The following is a 15,311-nucleotide window of genomic DNA, read 5'->3' on the forward strand; positions in this document are numbered from 1 at the left end:
GCGTCGGAGTTCTCTGCGTCTACGTCGGTGACGGTCAGGTGGGCCGCTTCTGTCCTTCGATGTACTGGCGGATCACGGTGAGCGGTGCGCCGCCGCAGGAGCCGGCGAAGTAGGAGCGGGACCAGAACACGGATCCCATGCCGATCCGGTTGATGCGGCCGGTGTACTCGGCCCGCAGGTACCGGGAGCTGACGCCCTTCAGGCTGTTGATCAGCCTGGAGAGGGCAATCTTCGGCGGGTAGTGCACGAGAAGGTGGACGTGGTCGGCCTCACCGTTGAACTCGCGCAGCTCCGTCTCGAAGCCGGCGCAGACCTCGCGCATGATCTCTTCGCACCGTTTCAGCATGTCGTCATCGAAGACATCCCGCCGGTACTTCGTGACGAACACCAAGTGTGCGTGGAGGCTGCAGGCGACGTGACGACCGGTGCGGATATCGGGGTTTGGTTCCCAGCATGGTGGCATACGCCCAGCGCGGTATGTTCGTCGAAGCCAGGCTGGAAGGGGGTGGGCCGGATGATTCGTGCATACAAGTTCCTCATGCGACCCACCGTGGGCCAACAGATCGCGCTCGGCGAGATGCTGCTTGATCACTGCTCGCTCTACAACGGGGCGTTGCAGGAACGCCGTGACGCCTACCGGCACACCTCGAAGACGAGCATCACGTACGGGCAGCAGTCCGCGCAGCTCAAGGACATCCGGGCGTTCGACCCCGAACGCCAGGGCCGTTGGTCGTTCTCGTCGCAGCAGGCCACCTTGCGACGGCTGGACAAGGCGATGCAGGCGTTCTTCCGTCGGGTCAAGGCCGGCCGGACGCCGGGGTATCCGCGCTTTCGTGGGGTCAACTGGTTCGACACGGTCGACTTCCCCAGGGATGGCGACGGCTGCCGGTGGGATTCCACCTCGCACGACCCGGTCACCCGCGTTCGTCTGCAGGGCGTCGGGCACGTCAAGGTGCACCAGCACCGGCCCGTGGTCGGCAAGGTCAAGACCGTCTCGGTCAAGCGCGAGGGCCGCAAGTGGTTCGTCGTGCTGACCGCCGAGCAGCCACAGCCCGAACCACTGCCCAAGACTGGCAGCGTGGTCGGTATCGACCTGGGCATAGCCAACTTCCTCGCCGACTCGAACGGCGGGTTCGTCCCCAACCCGCGGCACGGACGCAGCGCTGCCGCACGGCTCGAAGCAGCACAGCAGACACTCGCCCGGTTTCCGCGTGTCCGACGGGACAAGCGGACGGCGAATCACCGCCGGGCGGTCGAGAAGGTCGCCAAGCTGCACGGCAGGGTCCGCCGTCAGCGGCTCGACCACGCCCACAAGACCGCGCTGGCCCTGGTCCGCGAGCACGATGTCATCGCACACGAAGACCTCAAGATCCGCAACATGAGCAAGATCCCGGCCCCGAGGCCGGACCCCGACCAGCCGGGCAGCTTCCTGCCCAACGGGGCCGCCGCGAAGGCCGGGCTGAACCGCTCGATCGCCGATGCCGGATGGGGGGTGTTCCTCGCGATCCTGAACGCCAAGGCTGAGAGCGCCGGGCGGGAAGTGATGGCCGTGGACCCCCGCAACACCTCCCGGCGGTGCCCAGAATGCGGGCACACCGCCAAGGAGAACCGGCCCACACAAGCAAAGTTCCACTGCGTCTCGTGCGGCCACACCGCGCACGCAGACACAGTCGGGGCTCTCAACGTTCTACGGGCCGGGCTGGTCCGTCGCGAAGCCCAACCGGCATAGCGAGAAACCCCCTCAATTTATGAGGGGGAGGAGTCACAAACCCGGCACCGTCGAGGCCAACGCCTGGGTCGACAAATATCTGACGGCTATCCTCGCAGGCCAAGCCGACCACACCGCCTACGTGCGCTGCGGAAAGCCTGATCGGCGACCGCCTCGAAATCACCGGCGCCCGATGGAGACCCACCAGAGCCGAAGGCGTCCGGAAACTCCGCACGTTGATCGGCAACGGCTACCTCGACTCCTACTGGCGCCACCGCGCGCGCCGCGAGTACCAGCGTCTGTATCCCACCCCCAGCCAGGGGGAATACGACCTCACCGCCTGATCACGCGATGCACTCCGGAGGAACCGCATCCAACGGGGATTCAAGGGCCCGACAGTCCTGCCCCGGAACTGGAGGGACTGCGCGGTTCTCGGTCCCTGACGTTCCGTCCCTGCTGTTTGCGCAGGTCAGGGCGATTGTGCAAGCCCTGACAGGGACTGTAGGGACTGAAGACCGTAATTATGTCGTAGGCATAGAGATGTTTTCGTACACACGGGCATGCAAACACATATCGAACTCGGCTCATAGTGGCGAAGTCGAGTCCCTGCAGTCCCTCCTTCGGTGGTCTTCATGTCGGAGTAGCGCCCTGACCTGCGCTGGTGTCAACTCCCTTGCCAGGGAACGCACCTGCGCTCAGTCCCTGAGCCTTGGTCCCTGGGCCCTCCTTCGGGCCAGGCGTCTTCTCCCTCGCGCTTGCCCCGGCCTCGCTCGACGACTCGCATCGCCTTCGTCGGTCGCTCCTGCCCTCCAGGGTTCGGACAGAGATCCCCCGGTCAAGGGACCCAAGGGACCAAGGGAACGATATGACGGCACACGTCGAGCAGGACACACCTCATTTTTCGAGTATGGGCCGTACACTCTTTCACATCAGAGTCCCTTCGGCCCCTGACCGGGCAACCGCGCCCATGTCAGGTGTGTGAAGTGATCGGGCAGGCAGAAGTGACGAGGACGATTTCCGTGCCGCTCGAAGGTGTGAACCACGACAGGCCCGCCAGGTTCGGGCCTGCTTCACCGCGATCGGTCGCGGGGTGGTGTGTCGCGCAGGGCCGGCCTGTTCATCCCCTGGCGCCGGGGCGCAAGACCCCTGTCGAGAATTGCCCTGCCCGCAGGGCGGGCAAGCACAGGCCGGCAGCGTGCCCCTGCCTGCCCGCGGGCCGCCCCTGCCACGGCTTCCACGCGGCGACGACCGCTCAGGGTCTCATCGAGCAGCGGTGGACCGACGCGCCCGCAGCAGGTGTAGGTGTTGCCTGCGGACCCGCAGGCCTCGTCGTGATCGACATCGATGCCCACCAGACACCTGTGCCCGATCGGGAACGCCTACTGTCGGGTATCCGCATACCCGAGCAGGTCCGGCTGGACGGTCTGGCCTCCGGTTTCGACACGTTGGCCCTGCCGGCCGCCTACCGGGGCGAGAACGATCCGGCGCAGGACGAGAACACCTTGCGTGTGCTCACACCTTCCGGCGGTCTGCATGTCTGGTACCGGAACCCGGAGCCGGCCATCCACTACCGCTGCTCGACTGGTTCCAGTCGGCACATGGCGCTCGCCCGGCAGGTCGACGTCCGTGCGGAGGGCGGTTACATCGTGGCCCCAGGCACCCGTACCCCCAAAGGGGTCTACCGTGCGGTGGGCCCGGCTCGGCGCCCTGCTGTGCTGCCCGAATGGCTCCGGCGGGAACTCCGGCGCACCGGACATGCGCTGGACGGCCAGACACCTGCCGCATCCGCTGAACCCGTAGCGCCTGTGCCCGGCCGCCGCCGCACGGCCAGTGCACCTCAGGTCATCGATCCTCTGATCGCGAGGGTCGCTGAGTGCGCCGCGGCTCCGGACGGGACCGGGTTCTCCGAGAAGCTCAACCGAGCCGCGTACACGGCCGGAGGCCTGGTCGCTGCCGGGTATCTCGACCACGCCGCCATTCGTGACAGGCTTGTACGTGTCGCCTGCTGCGCCCGCCCTTGGCAACAGTCCCGGAATGAAAAGATCGTCGACGACGCTCTTGCCGTAGGGACCGTCCGCCCTCTCCACCTCAAAGGACGTACATGAGCAGCACCGCCGAAGGCTCACTGCATTTCGATCCGCAGGCGGCCGCTCAGCAGATGCTCGACCTTCAGGCGGCGGAACCGCTCCCCGAAACCCCGCACCTTCCCGCCCAGGGGTCCGTCGCAACCCTCGTAACTCCTGCCGTACTGGGCGCCGTTGCCCCCGTCCCGCTGCCTCCGTCTCTCTCCGACCGGGGAAACGCCCGTCTGTTCGTGCAGCTGCACCGTGACCAGTTCCGCCATGTGGAGGGACTGGGCTGGTTCGCCTGGGACGGGCACCGGTGGAAGCGCGGGGGAGGAGAGAAGGCCGCACTGTGGGCCGCGGGGGAGATGGCTGAGGACATGGCTGCCACCGACCCGCGAGGCGTCTTCAGCGACCGCGAGCTCGCGCAGCACAAACAGCGTACGTTGTCCACGACTGGCCTCAAGGCCCTGCTGACCCAGGCGAGGGCCTCGCCGGACATCACGGTGGACCCCGACAGGCTCGATGGGGACCCCTACGCCCTGTGCACCCCCATAGGAGTGGTCGACCTGCACAATGGGCAGTTGCGCAAGCCCGACCCCACCCGTGACTTCCACTCCCGTGTTACCAGCGTCGCGCCGCAGGACATGGAGACCCCGCGTTGGCACCGGTTCCTCGCCGACACCTTCGGTGACGACGACGATGGCCGGGAGATGATCGACTTCCTGCATCTGCTGCTCGGGTACTCCATCACGGGCGACGTCGGCGCCCAGGTTCTGCCGTTCCTGCACGGTGAGGGAAAGAACGGCAAGTCCGTGCTGCTCGACATCATGATCCAGATCCTGGGTGACTATGCGGACGCGGCTCCGCCGGGCTTTCTGATGGACCGCGGGGCCTTCTCGGAACACTCCACAGAGCTGACCGAACTGCACGGCCGCCGCCTGGTCGTCTGCAGCGAACTGAAGCCCAACGACACATTCGACGAGGCCCGCGTCCGCCTGCTGACCGGCGGCGACAAGATCAAGGCCCGTCGCATGCGGCAGGACTACTTCTCGTTCACCCCCACCCACCATCTGTGGCTCCTGGGCAACCACCGCCCCGAGGTCTCCACGGGCGGCTTCGCATTCTGGCGCCGCATCCGCCTGCTGCCCTTCACCCGGACCGTCCCGGCGCAGCGCAGGATCGACAACCTCGCCTTCGAACTTGTCCGCGACGAGGGGCCGGGCATCCTGCAGTGGCTCATCGAAGGGGCGCAGCGCTATCTGCGCACGCGTGATCCCCTGGAGGGTCCCGACCGGGTCCGTATCGCCACGACGGCATACGCCACCACCGAGGACCACATCGGCCGCTTCCTGGCCGAATGTTGCACGCGGGACGCCGACTCGGGGAAGGAAATTCGGGTCGAGCAGGGACTGCTCTACGCGGAGTACAGCTCCTGGTGCAACGCGGGCGAAGGGATTCGGCCCGCCACGCCTCGGGCCTTCGCCAATCGGGTCCGTCACGAGGTGGGCGTGACCTCGCCGACCGACATGATCAAGTCGAACGGGCGCAAGTACTATCCGGGTATCGCGCTGCTGGAGCACGCATGACGGCCGTCGCACGTGACCTGTGCGCAGCACGTGCCCTACACCACTGTCGTCGCGCGCCTTACGATGGTGGACAGGCCTCCCTACGCGGTGGCCCCCACAGAGCGGCTCGTCACTTGGTGGTGTGCGGGTCGGAGCGGAACGGCCAGATGCTCGGCCACGTCCCCATGGTCGGGGGCATGCCGACGAAGGAGGGGCTGCAGCCATGAGTTCGCTGTTGACCGAGAGCGATCTCCTCCACGAGGCAGAGGTGGTGTGGCTGGAGAACCTCGAAAGGCTGGACTACGTCCGTCAGGCACTGGACAAGACCAGGCGGCGGAACACCAAGCCACCGTACGCACGTGACGGACGCATGGTGGGGTACGTCCTGCTGGACGAGGGCGCCTCCCCGGACCCGGACAGCGGCCTGTACAAGCGTCGCGTGTTCTTCCTGCTGCCCCACGACCGGGACAGCCTTCCCGGCGGCCTCTACCGCGAGGGCGCGCCGGGCGAGGCAGTCGACCCGCGCACGATCGCCCCGAAGAAGCCGGGAGCGAAGACACCCAGGTCCCAGAGCGGTTCTGTGGCCGTAGCGACGTTGGCACCCTGAGGCAGGACCTCGGGCTTCGGCCGGCCGGGGCGACACGCAGGCGGTCCACGCGACGCGCGGCGTGCGGGGGAGCCGACAACCCTTCATGAGGACAACTGACCGTGCCTCTTGCAGAGTTCACGTGCGCCGGCCCTTCTTCGGCCGACGTACGTCACGGAAGTTCTCCCGTCGTTCTCTGTGGCACGCTCTTGCCGCGTTGCAGTCCCGAGGACGAAGTCGCCGACCGCCCCGGCCTCGGAGAGGACCTTCGGCTTCGCTTGGTCGAGGACGTGTACGGTGCCCTCACATGTATGCCAGCCCCCCGGTGGGCGGCGACCGGATCCCCATGCGGTCACGGAAATGTATTCTCGGATTCATGAGCACGACTGCGGATACAGCTGCCATAACAAACCTGATCGCCGAGTACGCCGAGCTGGTCGACACCGGAGACTTCGCCGGCGTGGGCGAACTGTTCGCCGACGCCGTGTTCATCGGCAGCGGCGCACCGGTCCCGGGCCGGGACGGGGGAGTGGAGAAGATGCTCCGGGACAGCGTGATCCTCTACGAGGACGGCACTCCGCGCACGCACCACGTCACGACCAACATCGCCGTCGATGTCGACGAGGAGGCGGGAACCGCCGCCGCGCGGTCCTACGTCACGGTGTTTCAGTCCCTGCCCGACTTTCCGCTGCAGCCGGTGGCCGCGGGGCGCTACAGCGACCGCTTCGAGCGCCGGGACGGGCGCTGGCGATTCACGGAGCGCCGGGTCCGGATCCATCTGGTGGGCGATGTCAGCCGTCACCTGCGCGCTTAGGACCTGACTGACATACTCGTCGTCCGCCAGGAGGGCGGGCCTCGATGCGTCCGGTGCGTACGATCCCAGGGCGCCGGGGTGCCCTCGATGAGGGGCTCACCGGGTGCGGCATGACTTGCGCTGGAGCCGTGTGATCGTCAGCATCCTTCCCAGAAGTCAGGTGATCTGGTGAGTCTGCGCGAACTCGAAGAAGCTGTCCCAGCTTTGCTTGACATCCGGTCGGCCGAGCGCCGACTCGTCGACTGGGAGTTCATCCGCCGTGAGACAGGTGTCGTCCTGCCCTCGGACTTCATTGCCCTCGCGGAGGCCTACCCGCTGTTCACGGTCGACGACTTCCTGAGCCTGCACATTCCATCGGTTGGCGAAGAGTGGTACTTCATCGCCGGGGTGCAGAGTCTCCTACGTGACCTGGCGGGGCTGCGTGACGCCGGCATGTCGCACGGCCACGTCCCGTTCCCCGAGCCTGGGGGCTCCTGCCGTGGGGTGATTCCGCAGAAGGTGACGTCTTCTATTGGCGCACATCGAGCACGGACGCTGAGTCGTGGACCGTGCTGGTCGAGGGGCGTAACGATGACTGGTGCGAGTACGAGGGGAGCCTCACCTCGTATCTTGCGGGCATGGTGCGCGGGACGGTTCCTCCGGACGGGCTGCCGCCAGATTTCCCGGGCCCCATGCCGGTCATCGAGGCTGACTGATGTACATCGCCCCGCGGCAGTACCTGAGCGTACGACCGACCGGGGCCGTCAAACGCGTTCTCGGTCCGTCTCGGGGCCGTCAAAGGGCGCTCAACGACAACCAACGCTGACAACCACCGACGACTGCGAGGCGGCTGTCAGGGCCGCGCTGAGGTGGTCGGGTGAAGTAGCCCCAGCGCGGATGGCGGCGTAGTCGCTGTCGGTTGTAGAAGGTCTCGACGAAACTGTTGACTCACCCATTGAAACTCCAGCCCAAAGCCGCTCCACCGATCTCGCTATCTGCTGCTGCGTCATGACCGGTACAAGGTCCGATCATTGCGCAGCGCCATGAAGTCCCAGTACAGCCTCTGCTCCTCGTCCACTGCGGGCGTGTAGCCGTTGAGGGGCTGGGAGGTCTCGAGAGACGTGGCGATCGCCTTCATGAGCAGCGGCAGGGACGTCCACATCTCGTGTGATACGCGCATAATGCCTTCTACGGCCTCGGCTTCGTGGACGCGTCCCCGGTCGATCTCGGGGCGGTGGTCCAGTACGAGGCAACCCCCGCTGACGTCCCGCGCAATGGGGATCAACTGCGGATGTCCGTACAGGACGCTGCTGAACCCGATCTTCATGAAGTCGTAGTCCGCCTCCTCTCCTTCCTCATCCGCCGTGCGCTTGTCGTAGAAGCCGGTGAAAAGTTGCCACGCAGCCGCTATCTCGCGTGCACTCATCGGTCTGTAGAACCCTGGCAGCAGGCAGCCCCGCTGATGGAGGAGACCGTCGTGCCGCAGCAGCGACATCACCAAGGGCTTCAGCAGTGGCCGGCCGATGACGCGTTCGGTCGCGGCGATGTCCGCCGGATTCGCGGGCGGTGCCAGCGCGGCGTAGGTCGCCGGCGCGTGCTCGGCCAGCCAGTTCTCGATTCGCGTCCACGACTCACTGATCGGTGCGGTCATGGCCCGGCATCCTGCCACCTGGTGCTGACAACCGCCGGGGAACCGCCGACGGTGGCATGTCCCCGATACATCCGACGGGGGCCGGCCCTGGGCCGTGCGAGGGGACTCAACGATGACGGGGAACACCGAGGAACGGCGGTGAGCCTCCCAGGAACGCGCAGGTCACCGTCTCACCAGGTCAGCGCCCACCCGCGTACGCGATCTTCCAAACCAGGGACATCGCGAACTGTTCTTCCAAGGTCTGTCCGATGGATCATGGGTGGATGAGTGAACGGGGTGAATGGGCGCGCCTGTTGGAGACGGGGTTCGAGCAGGTCTACGTGGAGAACGACTGGTACGACGGCCCTCGTTCGGGCCTGGCCTCCGTTGGAGGGATGCCGCATTACTTCGAGTCAGTCGACGGCTATGCGAACCCTGAAGTCGACACTGAGGAGTTCCTCGTCTGGCCCGCCGACCGTCTGACCCTGGACATGGAACGAGAGCAGTGGAACATCTTCTGCTCATGGAATGCCCGGTACGAGGGAGGCGAGGTTGCCGCTGACACGCATCCAGGCGGCGATGGTGTCGACGCGCGCTACGACGAGTTGCAGGTGCTGCTCGACCCTCAGCGCAGGGCGCCGGCGGATGCCAGACACCTCGTGCCCGAGTGGCGGTCTTACGAGCGACCGGGCGGACGCTACCTCCCAGAAGGCCCGGACTACCTGCCTCGGTGGCGTCCCGCCTGAGCACCGGCAGCCCTGTCACGAGCGGAGCCATATCAGAAGGCGCCGTGCCACAACCGCGCCAGATCGGGCGGGGACTCACGGTGATCGACGGACAGCGCCCATGAGTACGGCCCCCGACCGATTGAATCCGCCTCACCCGATCAGGGGCCCTTCATCTGCCGTGGGTGTGGGATTTGAAACCACGGTGACATCGCTGCCACGACGGTTTTCAAGATCGCTCGCGGACTGGACTTACCGGCTGAGCCTCCACCGAGCGCTGACAGATCCGCGCGGCCTTCTCCGAGGACTGGCCCCCGCGCACCTTGAGGCAGAGCAGTGTCCGTGTCAACAACAGAGCTTCGCCGGCGGGGAGAGCCGCGGGAGTGATTCTTTCTGTGTTGTGCCTGGGCCTGACCTACAAAGGGGCCGGTACATGGCCTGCTGGACGGGAACTGATCTTCCCGTTGAAGGGTGCACGTCGATGGAACTGGATCTGTCGGTCCGCCGGAACAACCGTCCCCATGGAAATTCCGGGTCAGCCATGGCTCCGGGCGTTCGGCCCAGGGCACGCCGTGTCGGCCGCCTGCTGCTGCCTTTGCTGGCCGTGGCGACCGCGGGCTTCGTCACCGGCGCCGCTCGCCCACCCGCCGTGGTGCCTGCCGCCCACGCGCAGCCCGTCCCGACCTGTGAGGGCGTGCCCGCGACGATCGTCGGTACGAACGGCGACGACGACATCGTGGGTACCCCGGGCAATGATGTGATCGTCGCGTTGGCCGGGAACGACCGCGTCGACGGCCTGGGTGGCGACGACCGCATCTGCGGCGATTCCGGCGACGACAGCCTTTCCGGTGGGGGCGGCAGCGATGTCATCTTCGGCGGTAACGGCAACGACGGACTCGACGGTGGCGCCGGCAACGACGATCTCAACGGCAGCAACGGTGACGACGTCCTCTCCGGCGGCGACGGTAGCGACACCCTGTCTGGCGAGGCCAACGACGACAGTCTTGACGGTGGCAACGGTGTCGACAACCTCGACGGTGGCAAGGGCATCGACGGCCTCAACGGCGGCGCTGGCAACGACAGCCTTGCCGGAGGCGACGGCGGCGACGGACTCAATGGCGGCGACGGAGACGACAGCCTCTTTGGCGATGACGGCAATGACATCGTCTTCGGAGGCGAAGGCAACGATAGTCTTGACGGCGGTGACGGCAACGACGACCTGTTCGGCAACACCGGCAATGACACGCTCTTCGGTGGGGCCGGTAATGACGACCTCTTCGGCGGTGAGGCCAACGACAGCCTCGACGGTGGTGTCGGCATCAACCGCAATGACGGTGGTCCCGGCCTCAACACCTGCACCAACCCCGCCACCGGGCCCGGCTGTCCTGTCTGACGGCCAGCAGGGCCGGGCGGGACGTTCCGTTCGGCGAGCGCGACGCACCGAGACGGCAACTGCGGCGGGACGCGGTGATCCGCCTCGTCCAGATGGCCACCGGCCACTCCCAGCGTTCCGCCGCCCGCCACCTCGGGATCCCGCTGGGCTCGCTGCACACTTCCACCGTCACGATCCGCGTCTGGCAGAAGGAACCAGGGAACGCCGCGGCGTATCAACGAGCCCTGCACGAAGCCGAGATCGCCATAGTGAGGGGCGACTCATGGCGGGACGCCCTGGTGGTCTGCACGCTGACGGGGACGGCGTGCAGGAGGACGAGACCGAAGCGGGGTGGACGGGGGCCTTCAACTGCCGCAGGTGCAAAAACCCGTTTGGCGGACCACGGCGACCGCTGCTACTTTTCCGGAGGCCGTGCGAGAGAATGAGGAGGTGGTACCCGTGAACGTATCGACATGGGTGCTCTCCTCCGGGGTCACGGTCGGGCGATAGGTCGTCCGGGAGCGCCGTTCCAGAGCGCTCCCGAAAGGCACGACCATGCAATTCACTTCTGAACAGCGCCTCGACGACGGCGTCCTCGAACGCGAATTCACCCTCGGTGAGATCCCCGGTGTCCTGTGGACGCCTGGGGCCGCACCGGCCCCGCTGATCCTGATCGGCCACCCCGGCGGCTTGCACAAGCGGCTCCCCCGGCTGGTGGCCCGGGCCCGGCACTACGCGGCGCAGTACGGCTTCGCGGTGGCCGCCATCGACGCCCCCGGGTGTGGTGACCGGCCCCGTTCCGCGGCCGCCGAGCAGTTCCGCGCTGACCTCCGCCGGGCGATGCAGGCCGGCGAGCCGGTCGATGAGATCGTCGATGCCTTCATCGTTCCGCTGGTCGAAAAGGCGGTCCCGGAATGGCGGACCACCTTGGACGCCCTCCTTTCGCTGCCCGAGATCGGCGGCCCGGTCGGGTACGACGGGATGATCGCCATCGGCATTCGGCTGGCGGTGGTCGAGCCGCGCATCTCGGCCCGGCCCCAGGGGCCGTATCGCTCCGGGACGTCACGCCAAGGGACGCCGGTGCGGGTCCGAAACCGTATGCCGTCGATCAGCTGCCGTCTCGTCCATATCGGCGGACGTCCCAACTTCTTGCCCCGGGGCAACAACGGTGCCAGCCGGTCCCACTGGGTATCCGTCAGATCTCCACGCGCCACCTGGCGATCATTGCAGAGGCTGATCGACTTCGGAGCTGGATACCAGACCGGTCGCGGACAGGATCGTTTTGACTGTCTCTTCGACCGTCTGCGCAGCGTTGTCGATCCAGGTTCCCTGCTGCGCGAGCTCGGAGCGCATCGCCTCATCCAGCGGCGACCAGTCCGTGGCCAGGGCCTTCTCCCGAGCCTTGTTGCGCCGCCACGTCTCTGCCGGGCCGGGGGCCAGGATGATGATGTGGAGCGGCACGGCGGCCAGCGTCGTGCGGTAGAAGTCCAGGTGGGAACGGCGGACCACAACATCATCGAGCACCGGGATGAAACCGGCCCGCACGAAGCTGTCCGCCAGAAGGCACGCATTGCGGGCCCGCAGGAAAATCTGGCGGTCGGCTTCCAAGTTCGCGGCCGGCGAGGGCCATCGCCCACCGCTGACGATCATCTCCTGGAGTGCGTCCACCTCGATATGGGCCGACATCCGGAGCCGTTTAGCCAGCGCAGCAGCCACCGTCGACTTCCCACTCCCGGGGATGCCGGTCAGCAGGACAGCCCCGGCGGCTGGCTCACGGTCGACGGGCACCAGATCCAAGCTCATGCGAGTTCTCCAAGCGCAAACGATCAGGACCTTGGGAGAGTACGCGTTGCCCCATCATTCGCCGAGTCAGCGACCGCTTGATCCACTTTCGACACACGCCCTGGGTGGGTCGTTCCCCGAGTGAGTGCCTAACTGCGTGACAACGCAGACGTCCGGGCAGTTGTTGTAGCCGGTCGACCCCCACTCGGCGGGAGTGGATCCGATGCGGCGCATGGGACTCCTCGGTGACAGGATCGGTGTTATGAACACCGAGACGGACTGGGTGTACCGGGTGTTCGAGCCGCACGGCTCCCAGGGATGGCGCCCCTACGGCAGCGACCCCGAACGGTGGCACGGCGCGATCACCGCCTCCGACTCGCCCGAGGGTGCCAAGTACGCCATCGGCCGGATCGTCGGCGATCTGATGACCGAGTGGAGGAGGATCGGCCTCCACCATGCCATGCACGTGCGAGTCTTCCTCTGGCACGAAGAGGCGGGCGACACGGAGGACGCGAACTTCATCGTGGAGCTCCGACCCCGGTCGGACATCGACGCAGCGTGATCTCCGGCGCATGAGGCTCCAGACGGTGACAGGATCGGTGCCATGGGTACCGAGAGGACGTGGGCGTACCGGGTGGAGGAGCCGCACGGCTCCGCCGGCTGGCGCCCCCTCGGCGGCCACTCCCATCGCTGGCGGGGAAAGATCACCACCGACACCCCCAGGCAGGGCGCCGAGTACGCGGCCGCGCTCGTCGTCACCGACCTGGTGACCGAGTGGAAGGTGAACGGCATCTGCGAGCAACACGTGCGCGTGATCGTGTGGGCGGGCGAAGAAGGCACCGACCCCGGCGACGCCGTCTTCACGGTGGAGATCCAGCCCCGCGTCGACACAGAGTTACCAATCACGGCCGGATCCGTGTCGAGTATGGATAGCAGCCCGTGGGATCCGGATAGATGGATCAAGGGATCCCCAGGTGAACCCCCCATACCCACTACCCGTCACGGAGAAGACGGCCGCCTATCTGGCCTCGGTCGCCGGAGCCTGACGGGTCTCTGACCTGCAGTTCGACTGTTGTCGCCTGTCGTTATTTGTCGTCGTCGGTTCCCCTCGGACGGCCCACAGACGGCCCACCTCGGGGCACGCTGTGCGGTCGGCGGCTTGTCGTCTGGCTTGTCGCTTGTCGGGTTGCAGGTCAGAGCCTGTTTCGGGGTCTCCAGCCACGGTCTCGGCCGCTTGGCACGACAAGCGACAAGACAAGGGCGCCGACGCCATCTCCCGCGAGGCCGGGCTGTCGGGTGGAGGAAGGGCAAGAAGGACCGCTCTTCGGGCGGGCGCTCTTCGGCCGCCCTCCCGATCGCGGCCCGGCCGCCGTGGGCGGCTACTGAGAAGCCAAGCGCCGTGTCTTGGCGCGACACATGCTCAGCCCCTCAATCGACGACCCAGAGTTGCCCTGGGACAACCGAAACGACTGCCAGTACGACGGCGAGGACTGGCCCTGTCCCGACCTCCTGGACCTGGCCCTGCCGTACACCGATCATCCGGGCCACTGTGAACAGTGGCGGACGCACCAGATGCGCACCAGGTAGGCCAGGGATCAGCGGTCAACCACGGTCACGGCGGTACGCCCCTTCCCACCCCGATCCCGACTGTTTCCGCAGTTCAACAGGCCTTACCGAGCGAAACCACTCGTGATTCCCAAGCTCAGAGTGTGGGCTACCTGCCAGCGCCCTGCGACGCCGGGCCCAGAACGTGATCGACTTGGACTGGCCAGTCGTGAGCCATGTGTGGGCCAGGCGAGACGCCCGGGGTGCTGCCTCGGGCGTAAGCGCAGGTCAGTGGATGGTCAATCGCCGCGTGGAGGCGGCGTGCTGTAGCTGCGAGGAGGTGTCGGAGCTTTTCCTTGTTCTCGCCTTAGGTCTTGAGAGCGTGGCAGTTCGGGCACAGAGCGATCATGTTCCATGGGGCGTCGGGCCCGCCCTTGGCCAGGTCTTTGACGTGGTCGACCTGCAGGATTGGCAGGCTGGCGCTAGCTCCCAGGGCGAGCCCCTCGACCCCGGTTTCCAAGCGGGACTGGGGTCTTCTCGCGCCCACTGCTAGACGCTAGTGCGCAGCTCAACCCCATGATTCGCTACTAGCAGGGGCAATGCTGCGCCTTGCACGCTCTAACTAGCCCTGCTGCTGTTGCTGCCAGCCGCCCTGCTGCTGTTGCTGCCCATCGAAGAAGCACGGCAGGCCGCCCTGCTGTTGCTGCTGGCCGCCCTGCTGCTGTTGCTGCCCATCGAAGAAGCACGGCAGGCCGCCCTGCTGCTGTTGCTGCTGACCCGGGAAACGCGGTTGGTCGATGGTCGTGGGCGCTGCCTTCGCGGGGGCCGATGCCGCCACAGCGGCTGGGGGTGAGGCGCTGGCCGTTTCCGCGGCGAAACCTGCTGGGAACGCCAGAGAAGCGATGAGCAGTGGGCTGAGCCGGACGAGGTACCGCTTGCCACGCATGACTTTCTCCCTTCGACTACCGGAGCGAAAGACAGGCGCTCGTTCACCAACGGTGTTTCAGCACCTCGTAGGGCCGAACGCCGCTCCCAGCAGGAGCTTCACACTCGGCAGAGCGCGCATCAAACCGGCCGTCCTAGGAGTGGAGGTCTCCAATAACAACCATCCACAATAGTCGCCGTGAGGAAGATCGGCTATCGGCAATCTTCGTGACGATCATCGGGGAAGCCGACGAAAAACGGGCTCTCGCCGTGGATCGAAACTACTGACGGCAGAGCGGTAGGCGGATGATGCGCACCTGGGAGAAATCGGGGAGAAGATCTTCTCCCCGGATCTTCCGCCCGCAGTGCCACACCAACTCATGCCAACGCGTTGACCTGGGCCGATGTGTGGCATGCCAGGTGCAGTTCTCGCTCGGACCTTATTCGGGGCGAAGGGGTCGTGGGTTCAAATCCCGCGGCGTTCCCGGGGCCCCTTCCCCCAGGTGTGCCCCAGGAGCATCTAGTGTCTCGTGATCCTGTCCATGTCAGTTCGAGTTGTTATTGACGAGTTTCTTCACGTTGGTCGCGACGAGCCTGACCTTCGCGAGGACCTCG

General features: G+C 66.4%; 15 protein-coding genes and 3 pseudogenes. 11 read left to right on the forward strand and 7 right to left on the reverse strand.

The window, feature by feature from the left end; translation table 11 throughout:
- Positions 1 to 34: 34 nt before the first annotated feature.
- Entirely contained in the window at positions 35 to 463 is a 429-nt protein-coding gene (gene tnpA / locus ACFU8W_RS45085) for an IS200/IS605 family transposase (protein WP_384050953.1), read from the reverse strand.
- A 51-nt stretch (positions 464 to 514) separates the two neighbouring features.
- Between tnpA and ACFU8W_RS45090 the strand changes: the two genes are divergently transcribed.
- From ACFU8W_RS45090 to ACFU8W_RS45110, 5 genes are all read left to right on the forward strand, one after another.
- Positions 515 to 1,729, forward strand: a complete 1,215-nt coding sequence (locus tag ACFU8W_RS45090) for an RNA-guided endonuclease InsQ/TnpB family protein (protein ID WP_384050956.1) — start codon at positions 515 to 517, stop codon at positions 1,727 to 1,729.
- Positions 1,730 to 2,742: 1,013 nt separating this feature from the next.
- The gene (locus ACFU8W_RS45095) at positions 2,743 to 3,813 is read left to right on the forward strand and encodes a bifunctional DNA primase/polymerase (protein WP_384050990.1); all 1,071 of its coding nucleotides are present in this window, start codon (positions 2,743 to 2,745) and stop codon (positions 3,811 to 3,813) included.
- Entirely contained in the window at positions 3,810 to 5,360 is a 1,551-nt protein-coding gene (locus tag ACFU8W_RS45100) for a phage/plasmid primase, P4 family (RefSeq protein ID WP_384050959.1), read from the forward strand. The genes ACFU8W_RS45095 and ACFU8W_RS45100 overlap by 4 nt, the downstream gene beginning before the upstream one ends.
- Positions 5,361 to 5,562: 202 nt before the next feature.
- Entirely contained in the window at positions 5,563 to 5,946 is a 384-nt protein-coding gene (locus tag ACFU8W_RS45105; protein ID WP_345519778.1) for a DUF6009 family protein, read from the forward strand.
- A 355-nt stretch (positions 5,947 to 6,301) separates the two neighbouring features.
- Positions 6,302 to 6,739, forward strand: coding sequence for a nuclear transport factor 2 family protein (locus tag ACFU8W_RS45110; protein ID WP_384050962.1), 438 nt, complete (start codon positions 6,302 to 6,304; stop codon positions 6,737 to 6,739).
- Between the two features lie 156 nt (positions 6,740 to 6,895).
- Here the strand turns inward: ACFU8W_RS45110 and ACFU8W_RS45115 are convergent, their stop codons facing one another.
- Both ACFU8W_RS45115 and ACFU8W_RS45120 read right to left on the reverse strand, forming a co-directional pair.
- A complete protein-coding gene (locus tag ACFU8W_RS45115; protein WP_384050965.1) occupies positions 6,896 to 7,087 on the reverse strand; it encodes a hypothetical protein in 192 nt (63 codons plus the stop codon).
- 637 nt (positions 7,088 to 7,724) lie between these two features.
- A complete protein-coding gene (locus ACFU8W_RS45120) occupies positions 7,725 to 8,369 on the reverse strand; it encodes an SMI1/KNR4 family protein (protein ID WP_384050968.1) in 645 nt (214 codons plus the stop codon).
- 263 nt (positions 8,370 to 8,632) lie between these two features.
- Between ACFU8W_RS45120 and ACFU8W_RS45125 the strand changes: the two genes are divergently transcribed.
- The 3 genes and pseudogenes from ACFU8W_RS45125 to ACFU8W_RS45135 all read left to right on the forward strand — a co-directional run.
- On the forward strand, positions 8,633 to 9,094 hold the full coding sequence (locus ACFU8W_RS45125) for a hypothetical protein (RefSeq protein WP_384050971.1): 462 nt from the start codon (positions 8,633 to 8,635) through the stop codon (positions 9,092 to 9,094).
- 460 nt (positions 9,095 to 9,554) lie between these two features.
- Positions 9,555 to 10,466 carry a calcium-binding protein gene (locus ACFU8W_RS45130; protein ID WP_384050974.1) on the forward strand — a complete coding sequence of 304 codons (912 nt, stop codon included), beginning with the start codon at positions 9,555 to 9,557 and terminating at the stop codon, positions 10,464 to 10,466.
- A gap of 534 nt (positions 10,467 to 11,000) precedes the next feature.
- A pseudogene (locus ACFU8W_RS45135) lies at positions 11,001 to 11,477 on the forward strand (alpha/beta hydrolase); the annotation flags it as partial.
- Positions 11,478 to 11,482: 5 nt separating this feature from the next.
- Here ACFU8W_RS45135 and ACFU8W_RS45140 read toward each other — a convergent pair.
- A pseudogene (locus ACFU8W_RS45140) lies at positions 11,483 to 11,659 on the reverse strand (transposase); the annotation flags it as partial.
- A 7-nt stretch (positions 11,660 to 11,666) separates the two neighbouring features.
- Positions 11,667 to 12,248, reverse strand: a complete 582-nt coding sequence (locus tag ACFU8W_RS45145; RefSeq protein WP_384050977.1) for an AAA family ATPase — start codon at positions 12,246 to 12,248, stop codon at positions 11,667 to 11,669.
- Between the two features lie 241 nt (positions 12,249 to 12,489).
- Here ACFU8W_RS45145 and ACFU8W_RS45150 point away from each other — a divergent pair, with 241 nt between their 5' ends.
- The 3 genes and pseudogenes from ACFU8W_RS45150 to ACFU8W_RS45160 form a co-directional block, all read left to right on the forward strand.
- Positions 12,490 to 12,789 carry a hypothetical protein gene (locus ACFU8W_RS45150; RefSeq protein WP_384050980.1) on the forward strand — a complete coding sequence of 100 codons (300 nt, stop codon included), beginning with the start codon at positions 12,490 to 12,492 and terminating at the stop codon, positions 12,787 to 12,789.
- A 42-nt stretch (positions 12,790 to 12,831) separates the two neighbouring features.
- Complete coding sequence (locus ACFU8W_RS45155) at positions 12,832 to 13,284, forward strand: hypothetical protein (protein ID WP_384050983.1); 453 nt, start codon at positions 12,832 to 12,834, stop codon at positions 13,282 to 13,284.
- A 341-nt stretch (positions 13,285 to 13,625) separates the two neighbouring features.
- Positions 13,626 to 13,814: pseudogene (locus ACFU8W_RS45160) on the forward strand (hypothetical protein); the annotation flags it as partial.
- Positions 13,815 to 14,139: 325 nt separating this feature from the next.
- Here the strand turns inward: ACFU8W_RS45160 and ACFU8W_RS45165 are convergent.
- Positions 14,140 to 14,319, reverse strand: coding sequence for an HNH endonuclease signature motif containing protein (locus ACFU8W_RS45165; protein WP_384050986.1), 180 nt, complete (start codon positions 14,317 to 14,319; stop codon positions 14,140 to 14,142).
- 75 nt (positions 14,320 to 14,394) lie between these two features.
- Entirely contained in the window at positions 14,395 to 14,718 is a 324-nt protein-coding gene (locus ACFU8W_RS45170; protein WP_327243793.1) for a hypothetical protein, read from the reverse strand.
- Positions 14,719 to 15,311 lie beyond the last annotated feature (593 nt).

It is taken from the genome of Streptomyces sp. NPDC057565, from assembly GCF_042801455.1.
Lineage (GTDB): Bacteria > Actinomycetota > Actinomycetes > Streptomycetales > Streptomycetaceae > Streptomyces > Streptomyces yanii.

Excerpts from the sequence above, each read along its gene's own strand:
- ACFU8W_RS45100 (WP_384050959.1), top strand. The coding sequence starts at position 3,810 with ATGAGCAGCACCGCCGAAGGCTCACTGCATTTCGATCCGCAGGCGGCC.
- ACFU8W_RS45090 (WP_384050956.1), top strand. The coding sequence starts at position 515 with ATGATTCGTGCATACAAGTTCCTCATGCGACCCACCGTGGGCCAACAG.
- ACFU8W_RS45145 (WP_384050977.1), bottom strand. The coding sequence starts at position 12,248 with ATGAGCTTGGATCTGGTGCCCGTCGACCGTGAGCCAGCCGCCGGGGCT.
- ACFU8W_RS45120 (WP_384050968.1), bottom strand. The coding sequence starts at position 8,369 with ATGACCGCACCGATCAGTGAGTCGTGGACGCGAATCGAGAACTGGCTG.
- tnpA (WP_384050953.1), bottom strand. The coding sequence starts at position 463 with ATGCCACCATGCTGGGAACCAAACCCCGATATCCGCACCGGTCGTCAC.
- ACFU8W_RS45130 (WP_384050974.1), top strand. The coding sequence starts at position 9,555 with ATGGAACTGGATCTGTCGGTCCGCCGGAACAACCGTCCCCATGGAAAT.
- ACFU8W_RS45170 (WP_327243793.1), bottom strand. The coding sequence starts at position 14,718 with ATGCGTGGCAAGCGGTACCTCGTCCGGCTCAGCCCACTGCTCATCGCT.
- ACFU8W_RS45105 (WP_345519778.1), top strand. The coding sequence starts at position 5,563 with ATGAGTTCGCTGTTGACCGAGAGCGATCTCCTCCACGAGGCAGAGGTG.
- ACFU8W_RS45150 (WP_384050980.1), top strand. The coding sequence starts at position 12,490 with ATGAACACCGAGACGGACTGGGTGTACCGGGTGTTCGAGCCGCACGGC.
- ACFU8W_RS45155 (WP_384050983.1), top strand. The coding sequence starts at position 12,832 with ATGGGTACCGAGAGGACGTGGGCGTACCGGGTGGAGGAGCCGCACGGC.
- ACFU8W_RS45110 (WP_384050962.1), top strand. The coding sequence starts at position 6,302 with ATGAGCACGACTGCGGATACAGCTGCCATAACAAACCTGATCGCCGAG.
- ACFU8W_RS45125 (WP_384050971.1), top strand. The coding sequence starts at position 8,633 with ATGAGTGAACGGGGTGAATGGGCGCGCCTGTTGGAGACGGGGTTCGAG.